22 protein-coding genes and 1 pseudogene are annotated in these 25,425 nt (G+C 54.8%); 8 read left to right on the top strand and 15 right to left on the bottom strand.

The window, feature by feature from the left end:
• Positions 1-30: 30 nt before the first annotated feature.
• Positions 31-999, top strand: coding sequence for a sensor domain-containing diguanylate cyclase (locus J2X14_RS11685; protein WP_352411386.1), 969 nt, complete (start codon positions 31-33; stop codon positions 997-999).
• Between the two features lie 6 nt (positions 1,000-1,005).
• Here J2X14_RS11685 and pqqF read toward each other — a convergent pair whose 3' ends face one another.
• From pqqF to J2X14_RS21020, 9 genes and pseudogenes are all read right to left on the bottom strand, one after another.
• The gene (gene pqqF / locus J2X14_RS11680) at positions 1,006-3,378 is read right to left on the bottom strand and encodes a pyrroloquinoline quinone biosynthesis protein PqqF (RefSeq protein WP_352411385.1); all 2,373 of its coding nucleotides are present in this window, start codon (positions 3,376-3,378) and stop codon (positions 1,006-1,008) included.
• On the bottom strand, positions 3,378-4,541 hold the full coding sequence (gene pqqE / locus J2X14_RS11675) for a pyrroloquinoline quinone biosynthesis protein PqqE (RefSeq protein ID WP_352411384.1): 1,164 nt from the start codon (positions 4,539-4,541) through the stop codon (positions 3,378-3,380). Before pqqE ends, pqqF begins: the two co-directional genes overlap by 1 nt.
• A complete protein-coding gene (gene pqqD / locus J2X14_RS11670) occupies positions 4,510-4,788 on the bottom strand; it encodes a pyrroloquinoline quinone biosynthesis peptide chaperone PqqD (RefSeq protein WP_352411383.1) in 279 nt (92 codons plus the stop codon). Before pqqD ends, pqqE begins: the two co-directional genes overlap by 32 nt.
• Positions 4,788-5,543: a pyrroloquinoline-quinone synthase PqqC gene (gene pqqC / locus J2X14_RS11665; RefSeq protein ID WP_352411382.1), complete on the bottom strand. Its 756-nt coding sequence runs from the start codon at positions 5,541-5,543 to the stop codon at positions 4,788-4,790. The genes pqqD and pqqC overlap by 1 nt, the downstream gene beginning before the upstream one ends.
• A 2-nt stretch (positions 5,544-5,545) precedes the next feature.
• Positions 5,546-6,457 carry a pyrroloquinoline quinone biosynthesis protein PqqB gene (gene pqqB / locus J2X14_RS11660; protein ID WP_352411381.1) on the bottom strand — a complete coding sequence of 304 codons (912 nt, stop codon included), beginning with the start codon at positions 6,455-6,457 and terminating at the stop codon, positions 5,546-5,548.
• 53 nt (positions 6,458-6,510) lie between these two features.
• Complete coding sequence (gene pqqA / locus J2X14_RS11655) at positions 6,511-6,588, bottom strand: pyrroloquinoline quinone precursor peptide PqqA (protein ID WP_071883753.1); 78 nt, start codon at positions 6,586-6,588, stop codon at positions 6,511-6,513.
• A gap of 129 nt (positions 6,589-6,717) precedes the next feature.
• A complete protein-coding gene (locus J2X14_RS11650; protein WP_352411380.1) occupies positions 6,718-7,758 on the bottom strand; it encodes a dipeptidase in 1,041 nt (346 codons plus the stop codon).
• Positions 7,755-8,759, bottom strand: coding sequence for an alpha/beta fold hydrolase (locus J2X14_RS11645; protein ID WP_352411379.1), 1,005 nt, complete (start codon positions 8,757-8,759; stop codon positions 7,755-7,757). The genes J2X14_RS11650 and J2X14_RS11645 overlap by 4 nt, the downstream gene beginning before the upstream one ends.
• A 125-nt stretch (positions 8,760-8,884) precedes the next feature.
• Positions 8,885-10,432: pseudogene (locus J2X14_RS21020) on the bottom strand (autotransporter outer membrane beta-barrel domain-containing protein); the annotation flags it as partial.
• A gap of 1,147 nt (positions 10,433-11,579) precedes the next feature.
• Between J2X14_RS21020 and J2X14_RS11635 the strand changes: the two are divergent.
• Positions 11,580-12,047: a hypothetical protein gene (locus J2X14_RS11635; protein ID WP_352411377.1), complete on the top strand. Its 468-nt coding sequence runs from the start codon at positions 11,580-11,582 to the stop codon at positions 12,045-12,047.
• 244 nt (positions 12,048-12,291) lie between these two features.
• Positions 12,292-12,795, top strand: coding sequence for a CinA family protein (locus J2X14_RS11630; RefSeq protein WP_352411376.1), 504 nt, complete (start codon positions 12,292-12,294; stop codon positions 12,793-12,795).
• Between the two features lie 54 nt (positions 12,796-12,849).
• Here J2X14_RS11630 and J2X14_RS11625 read toward each other — a convergent pair whose 3' ends face one another.
• Positions 12,850-14,043 carry a zinc-dependent alcohol dehydrogenase gene (locus J2X14_RS11625; protein WP_352411375.1) on the bottom strand — a complete coding sequence of 398 codons (1,194 nt, stop codon included), beginning with the start codon at positions 14,041-14,043 and terminating at the stop codon, positions 12,850-12,852.
• Between the two features lie 391 nt (positions 14,044-14,434).
• On the bottom strand, positions 14,435-15,046 hold the full coding sequence (locus tag J2X14_RS11620) for a helix-turn-helix transcriptional regulator (RefSeq protein ID WP_352411374.1): 612 nt from the start codon (positions 15,044-15,046) through the stop codon (positions 14,435-14,437).
• Between the two features lie 672 nt (positions 15,047-15,718).
• On the opposite strand from J2X14_RS11620, the gene J2X14_RS11615 reads away from it, so the two are divergent.
• Together J2X14_RS11615 and J2X14_RS11610 are read left to right on the top strand one after the other, a co-directional pair.
• Entirely contained in the window at positions 15,719-16,462 is a 744-nt protein-coding gene (locus J2X14_RS11615; RefSeq protein WP_352411373.1) for a winged helix-turn-helix domain-containing protein, read from the top strand.
• Entirely contained in the window at positions 16,459-16,923 is a 465-nt protein-coding gene (locus J2X14_RS11610; protein WP_352411372.1) for a YqeJ family protein, read from the top strand. Before J2X14_RS11615 ends, J2X14_RS11610 begins: the two co-directional genes overlap by 4 nt.
• Before the next feature lie 134 nt (positions 16,924-17,057).
• On the opposite strand, the gene J2X14_RS11605 is transcribed toward J2X14_RS11610, so the two are convergent.
• The gene (locus tag J2X14_RS11605; RefSeq protein WP_352411371.1) at positions 17,058-18,242 is read right to left on the bottom strand and encodes a BaiN/RdsA family NAD(P)/FAD-dependent oxidoreductase; all 1,185 of its coding nucleotides are present in this window, start codon (positions 18,240-18,242) and stop codon (positions 17,058-17,060) included.
• 242 nt (positions 18,243-18,484) lie between these two features.
• Here J2X14_RS11605 and pitA point away from each other — a divergent pair, with 242 nt between their 5' ends.
• On the top strand, positions 18,485-19,984 hold the full coding sequence (pitA, locus tag J2X14_RS11600) for an inorganic phosphate transporter PitA (RefSeq protein ID WP_352411370.1): 1,500 nt from the start codon (positions 18,485-18,487) through the stop codon (positions 19,982-19,984).
• Positions 19,985-20,028: 44 nt separating this feature from the next.
• On the opposite strand, the gene uspB is transcribed toward pitA, so the two are convergent.
• The gene (gene uspB, locus J2X14_RS11595) at positions 20,029-20,364 is read right to left on the bottom strand and encodes a universal stress protein UspB (RefSeq protein ID WP_352411369.1); all 336 of its coding nucleotides are present in this window, start codon (positions 20,362-20,364) and stop codon (positions 20,029-20,031) included.
• 316 nt (positions 20,365-20,680) lie between these two features.
• On the opposite strand from uspB, the gene uspA reads away from it, so the two are divergent.
• The gene (gene uspA / locus J2X14_RS11590) at positions 20,681-21,118 is read left to right on the top strand and encodes a universal stress protein UspA (RefSeq protein ID WP_352411368.1); all 438 of its coding nucleotides are present in this window, start codon (positions 20,681-20,683) and stop codon (positions 21,116-21,118) included.
• 460 nt (positions 21,119-21,578) lie between these two features.
• On the opposite strand, the gene rsmJ is transcribed toward uspA, so the two are convergent.
• Both rsmJ and prlC read right to left on the bottom strand, forming a co-directional pair.
• The gene (gene rsmJ, locus J2X14_RS11585) at positions 21,579-22,349 is read right to left on the bottom strand and encodes a 16S rRNA (guanine(1516)-N(2))-methyltransferase RsmJ (RefSeq protein ID WP_352411367.1); all 771 of its coding nucleotides are present in this window, start codon (positions 22,347-22,349) and stop codon (positions 21,579-21,581) included.
• A gap of 8 nt (positions 22,350-22,357) precedes the next feature.
• Entirely contained in the window at positions 22,358-24,400 is a 2,043-nt protein-coding gene (gene prlC, locus J2X14_RS11580) for an oligopeptidase A (RefSeq protein WP_352411366.1), read from the bottom strand.
• Positions 24,401-24,573: 173 nt separating this feature from the next.
• Here prlC and J2X14_RS11575 point away from each other — a divergent pair, with 173 nt between their 5' ends.
• Positions 24,574-25,389 carry a CPBP family intramembrane glutamic endopeptidase gene (locus tag J2X14_RS11575; protein WP_352411365.1) on the top strand — a complete coding sequence of 272 codons (816 nt, stop codon included), beginning with the start codon at positions 24,574-24,576 and terminating at the stop codon, positions 25,387-25,389.
• The last annotated feature ends 36 nt before the right edge of the window (positions 25,390-25,425 follow it).

The following is a 25,425-nucleotide window of genomic DNA, read 5'->3' as shown; positions in this document are numbered from 1 at the left end:
AATCAAAAACTATAAAGTTTGAAGGCTTTTATGAAAACACCAAAAATCCCTGCCAATGAGACTCAGCGCCTGAACGAGCTTCATGCGCTGAAAATATTAAACACGCCCGCTGAGGAGCGTTTTGATCGTCTGACGCGCCTGGCAAAACGGCTGTTCAACGTCTCAGTTTCGGTTGTCAGCCTGTTGGATGCAGAGCATCAGTGGTTTAAATCAGGAGACGGCATCAACGCCACCGAAACCACGCGCGATATCTCTTTTTGCGGTCATGCCATTCTGCAGGATGACGTCATGGTGGTAGAGAATGCGTGCGATGACCCACGTTTTTACGATAATCCGTTGGTAATCGACGAACCCCATATTCGCTTTTACGCAGGCTGCCCGCTACGCGCGCCTAACGGTGCCAAAGTGGGAACGCTGTGCATTCTGGACAGCCAACCGCGCACGTTTGATGCGGAAGACGCCATTGCCCTGCGCGATCTGGCTTCAATGGCGGAAGCAGAGCTGGTTAATTTCCAGGCGGCCACCTCCGATGAGCTAACGCAGATTTCTAACCGACGCGGCTTTATGACGCTGGGGCAGATGCTGCTGAAAGAGTGTGTGCTGCGCCACTGTTTCGCCTGTCTGGCATTTTTCGATCTCGATCAGTTCAAGCAGATCAACGATACATACGGACATCGGGAAGGCGATCGGGCACTAATGGATTTTGCCGACGCGCTGAAAACCGGCTTTCGCCAGTCGGCGCTATTTGCCCGCCTCGGCGGCGATGAGTTTGTCGTGCTGTTTATCGATATGAATCAGCAGCAGGCAAATGCGCGGCTGGACGCGTTTCGCGACGAGCTGGAAAATTATATGCAACCACTTGATCGTCGCTACCGCCTCAAATTTTCCGTGGGAATGGTGGAGTTCGATCCCACCCAGCCGCAGCCGCTGGCCTCGCTGCTGAATCACAGCGACGGCATTATGTATCAGCATAAAAAAGCGCGTCGCCTGCAATCTTAGGTCGGTTTATTCAGTCTCTGCAGCGCAGCGCCAGCCGTGGACGCTGCAAAGCATGCGATGCCATGCCACCAGCCGGGATGCATCCAGCTTGGCCAGCTGTTTACGCGCCGCTGGCGAAGTAAGTTCGGGAAACGCCAGCGTGTGCCGCGCCTGTTCCAGCGCGTCGCCGTCTGGCTGTAGCCCCTGCCATAATCGCTCACGCTTTTCTGCCAGCTCATCAGCGGAAATAATGGCAATATCTTGCTCGATTTGCTGCAAAAAGCGCTGAATATACGTGAATAGCGCCTCAGCCCTGATGCGCGGCGACTGCAGCGCAAACAGCACGCCGACGCGATCGGCAGCCCGATGAAAGCTACAGCTCACCACATAGCCAACCTGCTGCTCTACGCGCAAGCGCTGGAAAAAAGCGGGCTGATAAATCAACGCCAACATGCGCCACGCCAGCTGCGCCTCCAGATCGGGCTGCGGCAGCGGATAAAATAGCAGCAGCGCGCTATCGCCCTGCGTCAGGCGCAGCGTATGCTGTTGCTCTGGCAGCGAATCGTACTGTAGCCAATCGTTAGCTTCCTGCACGCGTCCCGGTAAGGGCGTTAGCAAGCGCGCCAGCGTCCGGGCCAGCGCCGGGCTACCGCCTACCAGCGCCGCCTGCCACGTCGTGTCGTTTAGCGTATCAGAGGCGGGCTGCCGCGCCAGCAGCCAGTGCGGTAGCTGGTTAAGCAGACGCCGCACCGCAATATCGCCCTGCTGTTTCTGCTGCTGCCGTTGCCAGGCACGTACGCCTGCGTCTGCTGACGTCAGCGCCTGCAAACGCGTCACCATAGCCGCCAGCGCTGCCGAGATTAAGTCCGGCTCGCCGCTTAGCTGCAGCTGCCAGATCCCTTGTTGCCGCTCCACGCTCAGCCTGCCGCCCTGATGCGCTAAACGAGCCGCCAGCGCGCACAGCGCCGCCTGCAAGGCATAGCCCAGAGCATCACTGACAGGCGCATTTAACGCCGGACGCAGGGTAAAAACCGCTGGCGCAGACGAGGGCAGATGGCGCAAAGGAACAGCCTCGTCAGGCAGGCGCTGTGGGATATCCAGCGGCGGAAAAGGCCAGAAGCGCAGCGGTAAAGCGGTCGCGGCGGGCACAGAGCGGAAAGGCGCGCTGATAAAGGTGAACCCTGCCGAGGCGCTGCTTTCGCCCTGCACGGCGTCATCCAGCCACAGGCGGCTAAGATCGGCCTGCTGTAACGGTTTTAACCAGCGCTGCCATGCCGCTGGCGTCACTGATGCAGGCGGCGCAAAGCCAAATGCCTCTTCACGTAAGCGATCAAGCGCGCTTTTAGCGGCAAACCGGCGTTGCGCCAGCTGCAAATAGTGATTTAACTGCGTGGCATTAAAGTCCGCCAGCGCCGCCAGCCATTGCCGCAGCGCTGCCTCCAGCAGCCCAGCCAGATCCGGCCGTGGGTGCGCCACCAGAAAACAGACGGCAATCAGCGCCGCGCCGCCGCCCTGCCAGACCCTCTGTAAGCTCACGCCATCGCAGGCGTCAGCGGCACGCAGCTGCGCCATCAGGCCGCCTTCCGCTTCATCCAGCAGCAGCGCTTCCAGTAGCGCGCATGCGCCCGCATCGCTTTCCTGCCAGTGGTTAAGGGCAAAGGTCAGCGTAAACTGTGTTGGCCCCGTGACGCGCACTGCCGCATCTGCCCGCGCCTGCAAGCAGGCCGAGGGCGACGCCGCAACGTCAGCAGCAACAGGCAGACTGGCTGCGCAGCGCCGGGCAATCGCTTCCAGCTCTGACAGCGGCTGCGGTCCGGAAAGCCACAGCGTCATCGCTCCGGCGTGATAGCGCTGCCGATGAAAATCTTGCAGAGCCTGCTGTAGCCGATCGATATCGTCGCCAAAGCTGGCGCGGTTGCCAACATGAAAGCGTTGCATTGCAGGCGGGCCGTGAAAAAAGTGCCGCTGCGCCACGCCGATCAACGTTTGGCTGTCCTGGCACAATAGTTGATATTCAGCGTCAATCACCGTGATTTCCTGCGCGATGGCGTCCGATGCCAGCAGCGGCTGCCCCAGCATATCCACCAGCCGCCTCAGCCCCGCTTCCAGCGCGCTGGCGGGCAGGCTGAAGAAATAGGCGGTGCGATCGGCGCGGGTGGTGGCATTCAACCGACCGCCCTGCGCAGGCACCCAGCTCATCAGCCGCTGCTGGTCGCGGTAGCGCGCGCTGCCGGTAAACAGCAGATGCTCCAGCAGATGTGCCAGACCAGGCCATTGTGCCGGTTCGCTGTCGCTGCCGCAGGCGACCTGCAACAGCGCGGCAGCCTCCATCGCCTGCGCATCGTGCCGCAGCCGCACCGTCAGGCCATTATCCAGCCGCAACGAAGCAGCCTGCGACATTACGCGTTCGCCTTAAAGATCAGCTGCGAATTGACCCGATTACGGAACTGCAACTGGCTGATTTGCATTTGGGTGCAGTTGGCTTCCTCGCGCGCCGCCAGGATTTTGCCGTGATGCGGCGATTTTGCGCAGACCGGATCGGCATTGTCAGCATTGCCGGTCAGCATAAAGGCCTGACAGCGACAGCCGCCGAAATCCTTCTCTTTTTCGTCGCAGGAGCGGCAAGGCTCCGGCATCCAGTCAAAGCCGCGATAACGGTTAAAACCAAAGGATTCATACCAGATATGCTGCAAATCATGCTCCAGCACCGACGGGAACTGCACCGGCAGCTGACGCGCGCTATGGCATGGCAAGGCGGTGCCTTCCGGCGTCACGCTCAGGAAAATCGCGCCCCAGCCGCCCATGCAGCCTTTTGGACGCTCTTCGTAATAATCGGGCGTGACAAACAGCAGGTTGGTCAGGCTACCGCTTTCCGCCATACGCTGACGATATTGCTTCACCACCGCTTCGGCCCGTTCAATCTGCTCGCGCGTCGGCAGCAGTCCTTCACGGTTCAGCTGCGCCCAGCCGTAAAACTGACAGGTCGCCAGCTCGACGTCATCCGCTTCCAGCTCGATACATAGCTCAATGATGCGATCGATCTGGTCGATATTGTGGCGATGCAGCACAAAGTTCAGCACCATCGGATAGCCGTGCGCTTTCACCGCCCGCGCCATCTCCAGCTTCTGCCGGAACGCTTTTTCCGATCCCGCCAGCGCGGCATTCAGCGTTTCATCGCTGGCCTGGAAGCTGATTTGAATATGATCCAGACCGGCTTCGGCAAAGCTATCCAGCTTTTTCTCGGTCAACCCGATCCCGGAGGTAATCAGGTTGGTATAAAACCCGAGATTGCGCGCCGCTGCGATCAGTTCCGGCAGATCTTTGCGCACCAGCGGCTCGCCGCCGGAGAAACCGATCTGCACGCTGCCCATCGCTCGCGCCTGACGAAATACCTCAATCCACTGCTCGGTGGTGAGCTCTTTTTCCTGCTGCGCAAAATCCAGCGGGTTAGAGCAGTAGGGGCATTGCAGCGGACAACGGTAGGTTAATTCCGCCAGCAGCCACAGCGGCGGATTAACCGCGGGTTTCCGTTCAGTCACGGAAGATGATCCACTTGTGTTCATAGGCCTGGCCAAAAAAATCAGTAACGTCATTGCCCAGATCGGGCACGCCGGGGAAGCGCGCATTTAGCTCAGCGACGATATCGCCCAGCGTGCGCTTGCCGTCCACCAGCAGTAAAATTTCCGCCGCGCTGGCGTTGAGGCGCGCCATGCCTTCGGGATAGAGAATGACATGACAGTTTTGCGCCTCTTCCCACTGCAGGCGAAAGCCACGGCGGAATTGCGGCGTCTGTGAAGCGTTAATTTCCATTACACCAGTCTCGTTTTATGCCAGGCGAGATCCGCCGTTACCGTATGGTAAGGCGGGCGTTTCATTTCGTAAGCCATGGTCATGGCATCCAGCATGCTCCACAGGATATCCAGTTTAAACTGCAGGATTTCCAGCATGCGCTGCTGTTTCTCTACCGTGTCGCAATATTCCAGCGCCAGCTGCAAACCATGTTCGACATCGCGGTTCGCCTGGCTCAAACGGCTGCGGAAATAGTCATAGCCTTCCGCTTCGATCCACGGATAGTGCTGCGGCCAGCTATCGAGCCGCGCCTGATGGATCTGCGGAGCAAACAGCTCGGTCAGCGAGCTACAGGCCGCTTCCTGCCAGTTGGCGCGGCGGGCGAAATTAACATAGGCATCCACCGCGAAGCGCACGCCTGGCAGCACCAGCGCTTCCGACTGCACCACTTCGCGATCCAGCCCTACCGCTTCGCCCAGCCGCAGCCAGGCCTCAATGCCGCCTTCGCTGTCACCGTAGCCGTCGTGATCGAGAATGCGCTGCACCCATTTACGGCGTACTTCCGGGTGCGGGCAGTTCGCCATAATGGCGGCATCTTTTAGCGGAATATTGGTCTGATAATAGTAGCGGTTCGCTACCCAGCCCTGAATCTGCTCACGCGTCGCTTTGCCGTTGTGCATCGCAATGTGATAGGGATGATGAATATGGTAGTAAGCGCCTTTGGCGCGCAGCGCCTGTTCAAAATCTTGCGCTGAAAGCGGCTGTGCCTGCGTCATGGTTATACCTCGATTAACATGCCATCCCAGCTTACTTCGATGCCCTTCTGCGTCAGGCTTTGGCGCTCGGCGGACTCTTCGTTCAGGATGGGGTTGGTGTTGTTAATATGAATCAGAATTTTGCGTTCCGCCGGGAGCGACGCCAGCAGTGCGGCCAGTCCCTGCTCTTCAGAGAGCGCCAGGTGGCCCATATCTTTACCGGTGTTTTTGCCGACGCCGGTTGCCGCCAGCTCATTATCGCGCCACAGCGTGCCGTCGATCAGCAGGCAATCCGCCTTGCGCAACCACGGCATCAGCGCGCTGTCCGGCTCGCCCAGTCCCGGCGCATAGAGCAGGCTTTTACCGCTGTTTTCATCTTCAATAAACAGCGCCACGTTGTGGCCCGGCAGCGGACGGTCGCGATAAGGCGAGTAAGGCGGCGCGTTGCTGAGCAGCGGTATGGCGGTAAAGCGCAGGCTTTGGCACACGCTGACGTTAAAGGTTTGCTCCGGCACGATGGCGTGATGAATCAGGCCGCCGTTCCAGTGGGAAAGCATGGTAAACACCGGAAAGCCGGTGGTGAGATCCTGATGGACCTCGTCCGTACACCAGACATGGTGCGGACAGCCTTCACGCAAATTGAGTAAGCCCGCGCTATGATCGATTTGGCTATCGGTAAGGATAATGGCACCAATACCGGTGCCGCGCAGCACGTCGGGATTATTCAATTCGGGCGAAGCCAGCAATTGATGACAAATATCGGGCGAAACGTTGCACAGTACCCAATCTTTGCCGTTGTCGCTGATGGCGATAGAGGATTGCGTACGCCGTGAGGTTTTCATCGTGCCGTTACGCACGCCCTGGCAGTTTTGACAGTTACAGTTCCATTGCGGGAACCCTCCGCCAGCTGCGGAGCCAAGAACTTTGATCTGCATGTGATAACCGGGAAAGGAAAGAAACAGGCCCGCGACGGGCGCGGGCGCAGGGATTAGCGGTTGGAAATGTACAGCGTAACTTCCAGACCCAGACGTAAATCTTCAAATGCAGGTTTGATCCATGCAGACATAGGGTATCTCCTCTTGGTGTTAAAACGACGGATTGTCACCGTTAATTGCGGCAGGCAATCCGTAACTTGTCAAATATGAAAATTTGGCAGCGCAGATGTTGCTCTAATGTGACTTGGATCGCAACTTTTCTATTGGCCCCACGTGCGCTTTAGTACCCGCAGCCAGTTGCGCCAGGCGAGTTTCGCCTGTAGATCCGCATCAATACCCGCGGCAGTTAAGGCGTTAAACAACGCAGGCATGCCGGTGACGTCGCCCAGGCTTTCCGGCACGCTGATGCCGTCAAAATCTGAGCCGAACCCCACGCGGTCTTCCCCTAATTTATCAAGCAGGAAACACAAATGTTTAACAATTTCGTTAAGAGAGGTGTCGGCGTTGCGCTGCCCGTCGGCGCGTAAAAAAGCGTTGCCGAAATTAACGCCGACAAAACCGTCGCTGGCGGCAATCGCTGCCAGCTGCGCGTTAGTCAGGTTGCGCGGCTGGGCGCAAAGCGCGTGTGCGTTGGAATGGGTGGCAACCAACGGCGCATCGCTCAACTCAGCGGTTTGCCAGAACGTTTTCTCATTCATATGCGACAGGTCAATCAACAGTCGTCGCTGATTACAGGCGCGGATCAGGCGCTTGCCCGCTGCCGTCATGCCTTCGCCGGTATCGGGCGAACCGGGAAAGCCGCCATTCACGCCTACGCCGAAGCGATTGGGCAGATTCCAGAACGGCCCAATGCTGCGCAGGCCAAGCTGGTAAAAGCGATCCAGCAGCGTCAGCTCCTCATCGAGCATCTCCGCGCCTTCGATATGCATCACCAGCGCCAGCACATCCTGTTGCAGGCACTGCTCAATATCGTTCGCCGTCAGGCAGAGGCGCGCCTGGCCTGCTGAGGCATCCGCCAGCTGGTGCAAGATGGCGATTTGCGCCTCGGCAATCGCCAGCGCGTCATGTTGCGCCTGTACAAGGCTCACCGCCTGGCCGCGCTCGCCAGCCAGCCAGGCCACCGGCGGCACAAAAACCGCAAACAGGCCGCCGACAAATCCGCCCTGACGCATACGGGGAAAATCGAGATGGCCCTGCTCCCGACCGTTAAAAAAAGCCTGCGCCGGATGATCGGCATGGTTTACCCACAGGCGCAGCAACAGATCGTTGTGGCCATCGAAAAATTTTCCCGCATTTATCATTTTAAGGTCGCTAAATCCTCGATCAGCGCCTGATGAAACTTATCCGGCGCTTCCATTTGTGGCGCGTGTCCCATGCCATCGAACTCCACCAGGCGAGCATCAGGAATACGTTTTGCCGTCTCCTTGCCCAGCACGCTGTAATGGCCCAGCTGCGCTTTAACCTCCGGCGAGGCAATATCGCTGCCAATGGCGGTGGTGTCATTAGTGCCGATAAACAGCGTGGTCGGGACGCGCAGATCCGGCAACTCATAGTAAACCGGCTGGGTATAGATCATGTCGTAGATCAGCGCAGAATTCCAGGCGACTTTTTTATGCCCCGGCCCGCTATTCAGTCCGGCCAGCATATCAACCCATTTGTCATACTCCGGCTTCCACTGGCCAGAATAGTAGGTTTGCTGCTCATACTTTTTGATGCCTTCCGCCGACAGTTTTAGCTCGCGTTGATACCACTCATCCACCGATCGCCACGGCGCGCCTTTCGCTTTCCAGTCTTCCAGACCGATGGGGTTCACCATCACCAGCTTTTCCGTTTGCTGCGGATACATCAGCGCGTAGCGCGCCGCCAGCATGCCGCCGGTGGAGTGACCGATAACGATTGCTTTCTTCACGCCGAGCTGCTGCAACAGTTGATGGGTATTGTCAGCCAACTGCTGGAAGCTGTACTGGTAGTTATTCGGTTTGGTTGAGGTACAGAAACCTATCTGGTCAGGGGCGATAACCCGATACCCCTGCTGGCTTAGCGCCCGTATCGTGCTTTCCCAGGTCGCGCCGCAGAAGTTTTTACCGTGCATCAGCACCACCACATGACCGTTGGCATTGCTGACCGGTTTAACGTCCATATAGCCCATGCTGAGCGACTGCTGCTGAGAAGAAAAGGTGAAATGCTGCAGCGGATAAGGCATCGGGAAGCCTTCCAGCTGCTCGCCGTAAGACGCGGCGGCGGCGTGACCCGCTGCCAGCATCAGCGTCAGGGCCGCAGCCGTAGACGTTAGCTTGTTCATTATTCTGCTCCTGTGAAATGTGGCCGCCTGAAGCGGTAAAAAACAACCCGTACGGCAAAAATATAAGCGCAATCAGGTCAGCCAGGCGCACTGCTTAGGTAAAAGCAGGTAAAGGTGCGCGCATTTCAGAAGCTAAGGCGATAGCCAGCATTGAATTGCCGCTGATTAAACTGGCTGCCGGTCGAGCTGTCGCCCTCGAGATAGACCACGTGCCCATCGGCAATCTGCGCGCTGACGCCAAGGCCATTATTCCACCAGTTGCCCTTAAAGCTGTGCTGCTCCGGCGAGCCGTTGAGGCGATAGCGGGTTTCGCCTTTAAATTCGCGGACGAGACCGCTTTTCAGATAGAGATTAAGCCGTAAGCCGTTTTGCTGCACACGATAGCCAAGCAGCGCGCTGGCGCGTCCCAGCAGAGAGTCATAGCCAGCCAGATCGATATGCAGCCCGTTAGACGCCACAAGCTGGTTTTGCTGCTGATGGCTCCAGCTTACCTGTAGCTGCGGTTCCAGGTAAAAGCCCTGCGACGCCGCTGTCAGGTTAATACGTTTTCCACTCTCCAGAGATACGCTGTAACTATCCGTTTTGCCATAGCCGGAAACCGTCGCCCCCTGAGAATCCCTGACGTTAAAGGTGTTTTTCATGCGCGCATATTTCACCAGGCCATCCAGCCACAGGCCGTTATTGGCCTGCGCGGTAAGATAGAGCCCGGCATGCTGCGAGGTTTGGTCGCCACGGCCTGAGGCATAATGCGCCTTGCCGTTGGTTACGCCCATAAACGCGCCCAGCGTAATGGGCATTTCAGGTGCAATCTGTTTATCCACGCCAAATTGCATCCCGGAATAGCTCAGGTGAAAACCGCTGAGTTTGCCGCTGCCGAAGTCGTCAAAGCGTCCGCCGATGCCGCGCATCCAGCCGTTGCCGCTATCCTGTTTTTGTCGCAGGTCGCCAAAGCGCTGCATAAGCGTCTGCGTCTCCGCATAGTTAATCAGATAGTTGATATTAAGGAAGTTCGCGCCCGCATCCGCCGTGCTGGTCAGCTCTGGCTCTTTAGGCCCTGGCGCTGGCGGCACGATCTCTGGCTTATCATCCGGCTGCGGGATGGGCTGCGGCGCAATTTCCGGCTCATCGTCTGGCGTGGGCTGCGGCACAACTTCCGGCTTATCGTCCGGCGTAGGCTGCGGAAGGTTGTCCTGTTCTTCTTCCCGCTCATTCTCCGGGCCAGGATCCGGCGCAGGTTCAGGATCTGGCGTAGGCTCAGGCGTTGGGGTGGGTTCTGGCTCTGGGGCAGGCTCAGGCGTCGGGGTGGGTTCAGGATCGGGACGATCCGCCGTACCGGTGGCTGCCAGCTGCCAGTTCGATCCCGCCCGTTGCAGGCCATAGAGATAGCCGCCCAGCTCCACTTTTTCCATTGAGGGCGCCAGCGTAAAGCTCGCCTGACCATCCTGCGTTTTGACGACTGTCAGCACTTCTTCACCGGTGGTATGCATATCGCCGCGATTGCGGATCTGCAAATAATGGCTGCCTGCGCTGCTGCCGGTCACGATTAACCGATCGCTGCGGCGCTCCACGATATCGGTCAGTAGCGCAAAGGTGCCGCTGCCCGCCAGATTACCTACCGTCAGGCGCGCGCCGGGCTCTGCCGCCGTAAAGTTAACCGCGCTGTCGTGCAGGGTTAAATTATCCACTTTTGCGTTGCCTGGCATATTCCACTGGCTTTGACGCATCGTGATAGTTAACGCGCCACCGTTAACCCCATCGCTGGCGGTCAGACCGGTTAGTTGCGATCCCGCAGCCATATCTATATCGATGTTACCGCCTACGGCATTCAGGCTGCCGACAATATCCACTAACCCGCGCAGGCTAATGCGGCTGGCGCGAAAGCCAATGTCATGCTGTGTTGCCAGCGCCACATGTAACGGCGAGGCCATACGCATAACGGTTTTTCCGGTTAGCGCAATATCACTGCCGCCCATGGCATATACGCCAATCGTCCCGCTGTCGCCGGTAATCGACAGGTTATTGCCCTGCACCTTGCCGCCGTCCATCGTCCATATGCCAACCGCCAGGCCGTTATCACTGCGAATATCGATATCGCTCCGCGAAAGGTTGACTTTTGCCCCGGCAGACTGCGCCGAGACAGCATAAGAGCCGCTGGAGAAAATGCGGTTACGCTGCGTTTCACTGCCGGTAAAATAAATGGTTGCCGCCTCGCCGCGGGCCATCAGCGTGCCGCTTTTCTCGCTGTAAAGCGAGCTGCCCGCGCCAATTGTCGCCACGCCCTGCTCCCTGACCTCCAGCGCATTGGCAAAGCCATCGCCTGTGGTTTTCACCTGCAGCTCATCCGCCGTCAGCCGCCCCTGGTTCGAAATCCCCATCGCGTTTTCGCCACGGGTTTCGATCCGGCTTCCACGCCCTAAATTTACCTCAGAGTCGGCCTGAATATTGATGCCGTAGGCCAGATCGCCTTCGGTGGTCACGGTCAGCTGGTTCGCCTTCAGGCTGGCTAACTCCCCATTATTGCGACCAAAAATATATATGCCGGAGGCCTGCTTGCCTTTTGTCTCAATAAGCGAATGGTTGCCCAGATCCATGCGGGTACCTGCATCAAAAATATATACGCCGTTGCCAGCACCGCGCGTGATAATCGTTAACGCATCCGCTGATAAAAAAGAGTGGTTCCCGAGATAGATACCATTCCCCATCAGGGTATTATTATTTACTTCAATGCGGCTGCCGCTGCCTAAATTGATCTGTGCGTCTTTTGCATTAACCTGAATACCATTTTGCCCGTTAACATTAACCTGTAGCTGATTCGCCTCCATGCTGGCACGATCGCCTTGCAACTTAATACCGGCAGACACCGGGCCATCAACATTAACGCTAACTTTATCGCCTAAATTAATTGCGCTATCTTTTGCGCCAACGCCGACACATATACCGCAAAGATTTTTTTTGCTGCCCGTTACCGTTATTTCGTCGCCGTCATTCAGCATCAGAAACCCATTCTTTTCAAGGGTTATTGCCGCATACGAGGCGGCATCAGCCTGGACGGGCAGAAAGCAGAGTAATGAGAGAGATAATGTCCCGCTGAAAGTCACGCCACGGCGAATTATCCTGGCTAACGGTTTTATTTTAAATAAAGGTGTAATCACTGCTTTGATCCTCTTAATCCTTGTTTATTTCTGCTCAAGAAAAGGCGATCGCGATCAAAAAGCAAAATCACTTTTGCGCATTGAGAAAGCAGAAGGGAAAAGTAAAAAGGCGCACGCAAAATATCACCATTATTAAAACCGTAGCATAAGGATGAGTTAATGATTTATTGAGAATAAAGAAATCACAATTATTGACTATTCATTTTCAGGCTGATTAAGAAAAACGAATAAAACAATAGTGTTAATTGATTGATTAAGCGTTATCTGGAATAAAAATCGCTGCGCGCAATGAATTTTCTTATTCATTTACTGAATTTATTCCTCCTAAAATAAAGCGCGTCTTCTACACTTAATTTATTTACCAGACAAGGAGAACGACGATGAATGAAAAATTGCGGCAGGCGGCTTCGGAACTGGGAGAAATACTGACGGCGGCCAGCGTTAAACTGGCAACGGCAGAGTCCTGTACCGGCGGACTGGTTAGCATGTCGATGTGTTCCGCCAGCAGCAGCGCAGACTATTTCAGCAGCGGCTTTGTGACCTATACCAACGACGCGAAAATGCGTCTGCTAAACGTTGATCAACGAACATTGGAGAAATTTACTGCCGTTAGTCAACCAACCGCCAGAGAGATGGCGGCGGGCGCAAAGGCGCAATCTGGTGAGGCGGTGAGTCTGTCGGTTACCGGCTATGCCGGCCCCGATGATGGCCCGGACGGTACGCCAGCCGGTACAATCTGGTTCGGCTGGGGATTACCTGACGGAACCATTAAAGCGGAAATAAAGCACTTCAGCGGCGACAGCGAATCCGTTATTAACCAGGCGGCACTCTTTGCTCTTACCCGCTTAACAACTCTGCTAAAAGCGGCAGGCAGCCAACAATAAAGCAACGGGTTTCAGCCTTGCGACTGAAACCCGTAGGTAAAGCAGGTAAAACGATTAAACGTGACGCAGCGTCTCGGTCAGGCCCGGCACCAGGATCACCTTACGGCACTCCTCTTCGCGTTTTTCGAAGATCTTATACGCTTCCTCCGCCCGCTCCAGCGGCATGTGGTGCGTAATAATCTCTTCCGGCTTAATAAAGCCCTGCTCGATTAAATTCAGCAGCTCTGGCAGGTAAGCCTGAACGTGGGTCTGGCCCATTCTGAACGTCAGCCCTTTATCAAACGCATCGCCAAACAGGAAGCCATGAATAAAGCCAGCATAAACACCCGGCACGCTAACGATTCCCCCACGTCTTACCGCGGCGATACATTGGCGTAACGCTTTGCCGCTACTGCCTTCAAGCTTCAGGTTGGTCATTACCGTTTCGGTCAGGCTGCCTTTCGCTTCAAAACCTACCGCATCGATCACCGCATCAACACCGCGATGGTTGGTGGTGTTTTCGATAATAAACGCGGCCGGATCGTCATTCTCATCAAAGTTGATGGGAATCACATCATAGCGATCCCGAGCAAATGCCAGCCGATAGGGATGATGATCCACCATAAAGATCTTTTCCGCACCCAGATAGCGCGCGCAAGCGGCGGTCAACAGGCCCACCGGGCCAGCACCGAAAATAGCCAGGCTGCTGCCTTTCGTTACCTGAGCATTTTTCGCTGCCTGCCAGGCGGTCGGCAGAATATCAGACAGAAACAGCACCTGATCGTCGGCCAGCACCTGCGGCACCTTAAAGGGGCCGGTATTCGCTTTCGGTACGCGCACATATTCCGCCTGGCCGCCCGGAACGCCGCCATAGAGTGCGCTGAAGCCAAACAGCGCAGCGGGCGAGGTGATCTGCTTTTTATTCAGGATAGCGCCACGGCCGGGATTAGTGGTTTCACAGGCGGCGAACTCCTGCAAACGACAGAAGAAGCAGTCGCCGCAGGCAATGACGAAAGGAATGACTACCCGGTCGCCCTTCTGTACTGCCGTAACGTCCGGACCAGCTTCAACCACTTCACCCATAAATTCATGACCAAAAATATCGCCATGGGAGGTGCCGGGGATCTTGCCGCGGTAGAGATGCAGGTCGGAGCCACAAATAGCCGTCGCGGTCACACGCAGAATAATATCATCCGCCGCTTCCAGGCCAGGGTCAGGAACGTTATCGACTTTGACACGATGCGGGCCATGATAAGTCAATGCTTTCATTGCCTTTCTCCATGTTAAGAAAAAAATGAGATGACCATCTCTTGTTGCAGGAAATATAAAAAAAACCCGCATCAAGCGGGGAGCGCATCTGCGCCAACACCAGGGAATCTATTAATTAAAATTTAGTATCTCGCCGGGATTCCGCAAGTCGCAGCAGACAAAAACGTAAGATTTTTGAGCATGAGCAATGTGATGGCGTTGGGTGAAACCTCTCACCGGCCGCGCTGAGGCTGGGGGCAAAAAAAAAAGCGATGCAAAAAAGAGGCGCAGCATCGCTTGGTTAGTAACATGCATGTTTTTTCAAACACGTTGCGTTACTCAAAAGCACTAAGGAAATTCAGTACCCCTACCTTTCTCAGCAGGCGGTAACAATATTAAGAAAACGTAACGGTTAATAAAGCGGTCGACGGCTAAACTGCGGCTGTTTTTGCCGATTAATCTGTTCCGACACTAACAGTGATTTATAGATAAAATCAGACATGCAGTTTAACGAGCGCGCATTCATTTTCTTCAGCCCAAAATTCATCATAACTTTACGTTTATGCGCCGATACGGTTTTAACGGAGATATTCATTACCCGGGCAATCATGCCAGGCGTTACGCCGCGTATCAGATACTGCAGAACTTTGCGCTGTTGAATAGTGAGTAAAAACTCCAGCGGCCTGACGCCGGTAGTGGTTTCAACCAGATGATTTAACAGCCCGGCCGCGCTGATTTTACGCGGTATAACGCCCTGAAAAGGATGGGAAATCCCCTGGTGCGCGGAAAGATCGTCCGTGATAAAAAATACTCTTAACGGTTTCTTATCCAAAGAGGCGAACAGATTACGCAGCGGCCTGCGCTCATTAGTATCAATGATAACAATCAGCTCTTCATCCTCTTGTTCAGAAAATACTTTTTCAGGATCATAAAAAAAATTCCAGGTTTCATGACCCGCATTATTCAGCAACGCGGTCATCCCTTTGGCAAAGAAAAAGCTATCAGAACAGACAATGACTTTCATAAAATTTCCACATCCCTTTTAGAATAATTACCTGATCGCGTACCCAGAACCCTCTTTATTTCCTGTAAAGCAGGCCATGGTTGATTCTCTGCAGATAATACCTTATGTCAAATCAATTTGGTGTATCAGAAAAACCGCCCTGCCGTGGCGTTAACGAAAACAATCTTACTGTTATCATTAATTCAGACAATATCAAACCCTTTAAATAAGCTTTTTTTATACTTAAGAAGTTAAGCGCAAGGCTTAAGAAAGGCACAACGTGATGATATTTATCGTTAAATATCCACAAAGCTTTACCAGACTGTTCTTTGTGATAATCCAGATGATATTAAAGGCCGCCGACCCACCTGAAAAGCCATCTACAAAATAACACGCTTTTCTCAGTGCTATTTGCAGAATAGCCTGCGGAGGGTTATCTTTTTGCTGCCACTTTCTTTGGCGCTAAAAAAAACGTTAGTTTATCACGTTACCGATATGAGACCGTTTCTGCTCTCTTTTCCCTGAATAAAGTCAGCTTTAATACCTTTACAGGAAATAGCGAAATTTCCGAAGCTTTATGAACGATTCAATTAGTTCATATATTGCATAAAAGCGTATGCACACGCTTATAAAAACATGGTAATGTTTTACTTTCAGGGGCATATAACATGACTTAGCAAACAGGATGTGGCTATGGGTCCAGTTTATCTTATTGACAAATCAATTTATTTTTATCCAAAGAGTCATCGACTTGTTTGTCTTGCTCAGGAAAAGGAAGATACGACATTAACCCAACCGGCAGCCAAATGCCTTGAATTATTAATTATAAGTGACGAACTAGTTTCGCAAAATAATCTTTATGATTATGCCTGGGGAGAAAACAGCCATAATGTTTCACCCAATACGCTTTATCAAAATATTTCGCTGATCCGCCGGGCGCTAAAGAATATCCAAACCGGCGCGGACAGATGGATCATTACCGTGCCCCGTAAAGGCTTTAGGTTCGATCACAGTATTTTCACCCGGCTGCTGAGCGCTGACGAGATTGTTCCTGGTTTTCCCCCTGTCCCCGGCGCCTTAGCGCCGCAAACCAAAGTTAAACTGCTAAGAACGTTGCTTCCACTTTCCTTTTTTGGGCTGTTTTTTAGCCTCGCTTTTATTTTTAATCCTGCAGATGACGAATTTAAAAAATTAATGCGAGGTTATGAGAAGTTCGCCGTAACCGATTCCTGCCAGTTCTATGTGAATCATAATAATGACCCTTTAAAAGAGCAGGTATACAGTCAGGTTAACCAATACATTGATTGTAATAGCTACCCCCATATTTATATCAGTTACGATAAAATCATTAAAAACATCTCACTCTTTTCGTGCCAGGTGCCGCTGATTGAAGGCAGCAAACATTGTGCTTCCTGGTCGTTGGGAGACACGCTATGAAAAATAAATTCAAATTCATTGCCGCGACCTTAACAGTGATTATCGCAGCAGCCATCTATTTCACTATTAACAATGCCCATCGCCGCTTTTCCTGTATGGCACAGTACCATGTACAAAATAATGGCATTCGCGCCAATATGTTTATGCATTTCTTTTTTGATGAGCCGTCGGGCTTCGTTACCATGAACGGCGAGTTTATTAATGCTTCAGGTCAGCACAAAATTTTGAGCAGGCGCGTTTTATTCGATTTCACCACAACAAAAAGTAACTATTTACTCACTTCCACCGCCATTATTCGCGCGGCATTTGATGAAGTTGGCAATGATTCTTTAGCCTGGCTGCTTGAAAGTTTTTACGTCAATAAGAATCAGCTGACGCAATATAATATCTATTACGATGGCAACGGCGGCTATATTTTTATGAATGGAAACATCCCCGTTCTGCTCTGTGCGGGCGCCTGAGGCAACAGCCGAAGCGATGCCGACGTAGGCATCCTTACCAGCAGAACAGGTCTGGTTATCATCTAAAGAAGTAGTTTAATTGGGTAGTTCATTTCAGGCCCCGCCAAAGCGCGCCATAACGGGGCCTGCTTTTTTTACAGCGCCTGCGCACACGCCCAGGCGGAACTCCACGCCCACTGGAAGTTATAACCACCCAGCCAGCCGGTAACATCCACCACTTCACCGATAAAATACAAACCGGGTACCTCACGCGCTTCCATGGTTTTTGAAGAGAGCTGCGTGGTATCGACGCCGCCCAGCGTCACTTCCGCCGTGCGATACCCTTCAGTGCCGTTGGGCTGAACGCGCCAGCAGTGTAGGGTTTCGGTGAGTTCGCGTTGCTGCTTCGCATTGAGCTGCTTTAAGGTCACTTCCGGTACCGTGCCCAGCGCCTGCAATACATCCACCAGCCGCTTCGGCAACGGCTTCGCCAGCGTATTTTTCAGGCTTTGATTCGGGTGCGCCTGGCGCTCTTCATTAATAAAGGCAGATAAATCGCGCTCCGGCGAGAGGTCGATCGTCACGAATTCGCCCGGCTGCCAGTAGCTGGATATTTGCAGCACCGACGGCCCGGAGAGGCCGCGGTGGGTAAACAGCATCGCTTCTTTAAAACGCTTGCCGTTCGCCGCCTCAATGGTGGTCGGCAGCGAAACGCCCGACAGCGTCTGCAGCTGCTCCAGCAGCGGTTTATGCAATGTAAAGGGCACCAGCGCGGCGCGCGTAGGGAAAACGCGCAGGCCAAACTGTTCCGCCAGCCGATAGCCGAAGGGTGAAGCGCCCAGCCCCGGCATCGACAGCCCGCCGCTGGCGATAACCAGTTTATCCGCCCGCGCTTCCGCGCCATTCAACTGCACAGCATAGCCCTGGTCGTCGCGATTTACCGACAGCACTTCGCTACGCAGTCGCAGCGTTACCTGCCCTTTCTCGCACTCCGCCACCAGCAAATCCACCATCTGCTGCGCCGACTCATCGCAGAAGAGCTGGCCCAGCGTTTTTTCGTGCCAGGCGATGCCGTACTGGTTTACCAACGCGATAAAGTCCCATTGCGTATAGCGCGCCAGCGCCGATTTACAAAAATGGGGGTTATGCGAAAGATAGGCTGCCGGTTCGGTATACAGGTTGGTGAAGTTGCAGCGGCCGCCGCCGGACATCAGTATTTTACGGCCCGGTTTTTTGCCGTTATCCAGCAGCAGCACGCGCAGGCCGCGCTGCCCTGCCTGCGCCGCGCAAAACAGCCCGGCCGCGCCTGCGCCAATAATGATAACGTCATACTTTTCCACTGCTCACTCCTGCCGACGGGGCAAAAACCGCGATTGTAATAGGTTGCACTTGCCCAGGCCAGCGTAACCAAACTGAACCGAAAGTAACATAATGTAACTAGCGGATTTGGTAGTAATTTTCGTACCAGATGACGCGCGTTTTACACTTTTATGGCAAAAAAAGTCTATATTTTTCTTTCCCCAGGCGCGGTTTGTCGCTGATAATGCGCCGCGTTCATGTCCCCGAAAATGGCGTAACGCTTATGCTACATCTGTTTGCTGGTCTCGATTTTAATACCGGCTTGTTATTAGTACTTGCTCTGCTGTTTGTCCTGTTCTACGAAGCCATCAACGGTTTCCATGATACGGCTAACGCAGTGGCAACGGTAATCTATACGCGTGCGATGCGTGCGCAACTGGCTGTAGTAATGGCTGGGGTGTTTAACTTTTTTGGTGTGCTGTTAGGTGGCTTGAGCGTCGCTTATGCCATTGTACATCTACTTCCTACCGATCTGTTGTTAAATGTCGGTTCGGCGCACGGGTTAGCTATGGTCTTCTCCATGCTGCTTGCCGCTATTATCTGGAACCTGGGAACCTGGTATTTTGGTTTACCTGCGTCCAGCTCTCATACGCTTATTGGCGCTATCATCGGTATCGGCCTGACCAATGCTTTGGTTACCGGCAGTTCCGTGGTAGATGCGCTCAATATCCCGAAAATGATCAATATCTTCGCTTCGCTGATCCTCTCGCCAATTATTGGCCTGGTGATCGCGGGTGGTTTGATCTTCCTGCTGCGTCGCTACTGGAGCAAAACCAAAAAGCGCCGTCGCATTCATATGACGCCTGCCGATCGTGAAAAGGAAGACGGTAAGAAAAAGCCGCCGTTCTGGACGCGTATCGCACTGATTATTTCCGCCATCGGCGTGAGCTATTCTCACGGCGCGAATGACGGTCAGAAAGGCATTGGCCTGATTATGCTGGTGCTGATTGGCGTAGCGCCCGCAGGTTTCGTGATTAACATGAATGCCTCCGGCTATGACATTACGCGCACCCGCGACGCGGTAAACCATCTGGAACAGTATTACAGCCAGCATGGTGAGACGCTGCAGCACGTTGTCGAATTGACGCCGCCTGCGCTGCCGACGCCGGAAGAAGTACCGAACGGGCCGAAGGAGTTTCACTGCGACAGTTCACGGGCGCTGATTGCGATTAATCGTGCTCAGCAGCTGTTGAATAACCTCTCCAGCTACGATGCGCTTAGCGTGGAACAGCGCGGCCATCTGCGCCGTCTGCTGCTCTGTATTTCCGATACCGCGGAAAAAGCGGCCAAGATGCCGGATGTTAAGGCAGAAGATCAACGCTTCCTCGGCAAGCTGAAAGGCGATTTGCTGAATACCGTAGAGTATGCGCCGATATGGATTATCGTTGCGGTAGCGCTGGCGTTGTCGCTGGGTACCATGGTTGGCTGGCGTCGCGTTGCCACTACTATCGGCGAGAAAATCGGTAAGAAAGGCATGACTTATGCGCAGGGTATGTCGGCGCAGGTCACGGCGGCCGTGTCGATTGGCGTCGCCAGCTATACCGGGATGCCGGTCTCTACCACGCATATTCTGTCGTCATCCGTGGCCGGCACCATGCTGGTGGATGGCGGCGGCGTTCAGAGCCGTACGATTAAAAGTATCGCGCTGGCGTGGGTATTTACGCTGCCCATTTCGATTCTGCTGTCGGGCAGTCTCTACTGGATTGCGTTAAAGCTTATCTGATGTCTCTGCGGGCCGGTTAATCCGGCCCGCTTCTTTTCTGGCGTTTAATGCCAAAGCGCTAATCCCACCAGGCTGATGACCACCAGCGCGCAGAGCGAACTGGTCAAGACAAATTGCCCACGTACCCGTTCACAGCGGCGAATGAACTCTTCGTCATGATGATCGAGGTAATACCGTTTCCAGATATAACGCACCAGCCTGACCTGCTTGCTCGGCTGTCCATGCGCGGTAAAGAAGCCTGCGCCGTCGACATATTGATACAGCAACGGATCGCACCCGCGCAGCACCACCAATAATGCGCGCAATGATGAAAAATAGCGTGCCATGTTGACCAAACAAACTACACATAAAGCCCAGAAAAGCGCGACGGTGCTAATCATGTTTCCCCTCCCGGCCTACAGCGGCCGAAGCGTATTCAGCGGGGATACGTAAAATACGCCCCACCCTGACTCGCTAACCTTATGGAACCGGTCTGTATTATGTCTGAACAGAAGAGTACGGCATTCTGTGGAAGCAGGACCGTTAAGATTTAGTGTAGGAGATGAGTTTAAAATTTTTCCAGCTCCGATTTTCATTACGGTGGAAAAGGGGGTAAAACACTCCTTGATCCGGCTCGCAAAGCGGGCGTACTGAAAGCACATTTGTTAACAACTGGCGCTATACTGACGCTATGTGACACATGGAAGGAGTTCCGTCATGGCTTATAAACATATTTTGATTGCCGTTGATCTTTCACCGGAAAGTAAGCTGCTGGTCGAGAAAGCGGTTTCGCTGGCCCGGCCTTACGATGCCAAAATTTCGCTGATTCATGTAGATGTGAATTATTCAGATCTTTATACCGGTTTGATTGATGTGAATCTCGGCGATATGCAGAAGCGTATTTCTGAGGAGACGCATCACGCGCTGACTGAGTTGTCGCAAGGGGCGGGTTATACGGTGAGCGAGACGCTGAGCGGCAGCGGCGATTTGGCGCAGGTGCTGGTTGAGGCGATTAAGAAGTATGATGTTGATTTGGTGGTCTGCGGGCATCATCAGGATTTCTGGAGTAAGTTGATGTCTTCTGCGCGTCAGCTGATTAATACGGTGCATATCGATATGTTGATTGTGCCGCTGCGTGATGAGGACGAGGAGTAAGTAAGCGCTTGTTAGCGATGCGCGGGCATCTGTGTTTGCTTAGGGTGCGTGGGCATCGGTGTTTGCTTAGAAAGGTGCGCGGGCATCGGTGTTTGCTTAGAAAGGTGCGCGGGCATCGGTGTTTGCCTAAAAGGTGCGCGGGCATCGGCGCCCGCTCAGGAAGTGCAGGCCGATCGTAAAGACGCAAAAAGCGTCATCCCTGACAGCTCGACCCGCGCCATCCATGGCGCGGGACGCTTTACTCTTCGGCCTGCACTCCCTGCGCCTTGTATCAGGTGTCTGCCTGTTAGATTAAAACGGCAATGACCTTTGTGTTAAGTGCCTGCCTGTTAGATTAAAACGGCAATGACCTTTGCGTTAAGTGGCTGCCTGTTAGATTAAAACGGTAATTCCCTTTGTGTTAAGTGCCTGCCTGTTAGATTAAAACGGCAATGCCCTTTCTTCATGCAGCAACACAAGCTTATCGTTTGTCTGCGTCATTAGCGTTTAACGGCGGATAGATATCAAAGCGATGGCTTTTGGTGGTAACGGCCGATTGGGTTGCCACGCCTGCCAGCGGCGGCGCGTAGTCCGGGCGTTTCACCACAATTCTTTTTTTCGCCAGCAGGCGCGCAGGCAGAAGCAGGCCGTCGGCGTCGTTATCCGCGCCAACCAGCGACTGGAATACGCGCATCTCTTTCTTCACCAGCGCGCTTTTTTGTCGATGGGGATACATGGGATCGAGATAAACCACATCCGGCGCAGGCGTGATCGCTTCCAGCGCCGTCAGGCTGGAGACGTGCAGTAACGTCAGGCGTTCCCGTAGCCAGCCGCCGATTTCCGCATCCTGATAACCCCGCTGCAATCCATCGTCCAGCAGCGCCGCGACCACCGGATGCCGCTCCAGCATGCGTACCCGACAGCCGATCGCCGCCAGCACAAAGGCATCACGTCCTAAACCGGCGGTGGCATCCACCACATCAGGCAGGTAATCCCCTTTGATGCCGACCGCTTTAGCGACCGCCTCGCCGCGTCCGCCGCCGAAGCGACGTCGATGCGCCATCGCGCCGCCGACAAAATCAACCCAGATGCCGCCCAGCTTTGGCTCATCGCGCTTGCGCAGCTCCAGATGCTCCGGCGTCATCACCAGCGCCATCGGCGACTGCTCATCCTGCTCCAGCCCCCAGCGGGCGGCTAAAACAGATAAGGCACCGTCTCCGGTGCCTGATTCATCAATTAAAGCAATTTTCACGCCTGAGGTTATCCCTGAATACCGTAATGTTCCAGCATCGCATCCAGCTGAGGCTCGCGACCACGGAAGCGTTTGAACAGCTCCATCGGCTCTTCGGAACCGCCACGCGTCAGGATGTTATCCAGGAACGACTGCCCGGTTTCGCGGTTAAAAATGCCTTCCTCTTCAAAGCGAGAATATGCATCCGCCGCCAGCACATCCGCCCACAGATAGCTGTAGTAGCCCGCAGCATAGCCGCCAGCGAAAATATGGCTGAAGGCGTGCGGGAAACGGCCCCAGGCCGGGCTTGGCACCACTGCTACGCGTTTTTTCACTTCGGCCAGCGTTTCCAGAATCTGCGCGCCCTTCGCCGGATCGAATTCAGTATGCAGACGGAAATCGAACAGGCCGAACTCCAGCTGACGCAGAATAAACAACGCCGCCTGGTAGTTTTTCGCCGCCAGCATTTTGTCTAACAGTTCCTGCGGCAGCGGCTCGCCGGTCTCGTAATGACCGGAAATAAACGCCAGCGCTTCCGGCTCCCAGCACCAGTTTTCCATAAACTGGCTCGGCAGCTCGACCGCATCCCACGGCACCCCGCTGATACCGGAAACGCCCGGGACATCCACACGCGTCAGCATATGATGCAGGCCGTGACCGAACTCATGGAACAGCGTGGTCACTTCATCATGGGTAAACAGCGCCGGTTTGCCGTTGACCGGACGGTTAAAGTTACAGGTCAGATAGGCAACCGGCTTTTGCAGGCTGCCGTCCGCTTTGCGCATCATGCCAACGCAGTCATCCATCCAGGCGCCGCCGCGTTTGTTTTCACGCGCATAGAGATCAAGATAGAAACTGCCGCGCAGCTCGCCGCTTTCATCAAACAGATCGAAGAAGCGCACGTCCTGATGCCAGACATCGACATCTTTACGCTCTTTGGCGCTGATGCCATAGATGCGTTTTACTACCTCAAACAGGCCGTTAACCGCGCGTTCTTCCGGGAAGTAAGGACGCAGCTGCTCATCGCTGATGGCGTACAGGTGCTGCTTCTGCTTCTCGCCGTAATAGGTGATATCCCACGGCTGCAGCTCATCAATACCGTGCTGCTGTTTGGCAAAGGCGCGCAGCTGCTCCAGCTCTTTCTGCGCCTGCGGCCGCGCGCGCTGCGCCAGATCGTTCAGGAAATCGATCACCTGCGCCGGGTTCTGCGCCATTTTGGTTGCCAGCGATTTATGTGCGTAAGAATCAAAGCCCAGCAGCTGCGCCAGCTCGTGACGCAACGCCAGCTCTTCCGCCATAATCGGGCCGTTGTCCCACTGTCCGGCGTGCGGCCCCTGATCGGAGGCGCGCGTCGCGTAAGCGCGATACATCTCTTCACGCAGCGCCTGATTGTCGCAGTAGGTCATCACCGGCAGATAGCTGGGAATATCCAGCGTCAGCAGCCAGCCTGACTGACCTTTGGCTTCCGCCTGCGCTTTAGCCGCCGCCAGCGCGCTTTCCGGCATACCGGCCAGCGCGCTTTCGTCGGTGATTAATTTGCTCCAGCCCATGGTCGCGTCCAGCACGTTGTTGCTGTAGGTCGAGCCCAGCTCTGACAGACGCGCGGCGATTTCACCGTAACGCTGCTGTTTCTCTTTCGGCAGGCCGATGCCCGACAGTTCAAAATCGCGCAGCGCATTATCCACCGCTTTTTTCCGCTCCAGGCTCAGCTGTGCGTAGTTATCGCCCTCTTTCAGGTTGCGATACGCCTGATACAGCCCTTCATGCTGCCCTACCCAGGTGCTGTATTCAGAAAGCAGCGGCAGCGTCTGTTCGTATGCCTGACGCAGCTCCGGGCTGTTTTTTACTGAGTTAAGATGGCTGACCGGCGAGAAAATACGGCCCAGACGATCGTCCACTTCTGCTAGCGGCTGGCACAGGTTTTCCCAGCTGTAGGGCGCTCCCTGAGCCACGACTTTTTCTACCGTTTCACGGCATGCCGCCAGCGCCTGCTCAACGGCGGGCACCACATGTTCCGGCTGAATGGCAGAGAAAGGCGGAAGAGAGAATGGCGTCAATAATGGATTGGTCATCGCGCAGTCCTTTAAGTTTGATGTGGGCGCGCACGGGCGCAATATGACTAACATGCGGTTAAGCCGTCGGAAAATCAATGGGGCGGCTGATGCTTTGGTGGTACAGATCTGACCCGATCGGTTTGTTATAGTCTCTGCCCTGTCGATTTCTGCTGCTTAAGGAAGAGAAAATCATGTGGTATTTACTGGCGGCGGCGCTGCTGGCGTTGCTGTTTTTTCGGCCCGCCGTCAAACCGCTGCTGCTGCTTACGCTGGCGCTGGCGCTCTGGCAACAGACGCTGCAATGGCCCGGCCTGCTGCTGCTGTTGGGCCTGGCGCTGACGGCGTGGCTCCGCAAAAACTATGCGTATCATCGGCGTCTGATGCCGGTGCTGGAGGCCGTGCTGGTTGCGGGCGCGGTGGCGTTGATGCTGCACCTTATTCCCGGCTTTCATAATACGCCCGTCGCGATAAAACAGCAGGCGGGCCCGCTTAGCGCGCCTTTTACATTTTACTACAACCTGGATAAAGCGCTGGTGCCCTTTGTTCTGCTGGCCTGTTTGCCGACGCTGGTGCAGGCGCCTGCCGCCGCGCCGCGCTGGCGTTTCGCCTGGCCTACGCTGATTGCCGCGATCCCGGCGTTGCTGCTGCTGGCGACGTTGGCGGGCGGGTTACGCATTGAGCCGCACGCGCCCGCATGGCTGGGCGAATTTATGCTGGCGAACCTGTTCTTTGTATCGCTGGCGGAAGAGGCGCTGTTCCGCGCCTGGCTGCAACAGCGCCTGAGCCAGTGGCTGGGGCGCTGGCCCGCTCTGCTGATTGCCGCGCTGGTTTTTGGCCTGGCGCACGCGGCTGGCGGGCCGCTGCTGATTTTCTTCGCGGCGCTGGCGGGCATGGTTTACGGCCTGGCCTGGCAATGGAGCGGCCGGCTGTGGGTCGCGACGCTGGTGCATTTCGCCTTTAACCTGACCCACCTGCTGTTGTTCACTTATCCCGTGCTGCAACGCTAACCGCACGGAGCCGAGTATTTTTAGCGGCGTCCAGCT

This window comes from Mixta sp. BE291, from assembly GCF_031457955.1.
Classification (GTDB): Bacteria; Pseudomonadota; Gammaproteobacteria; order Enterobacterales; family Enterobacteriaceae; genus Mixta.
This window is presented reverse-complemented; position numbering and strand designations above follow the sequence as displayed.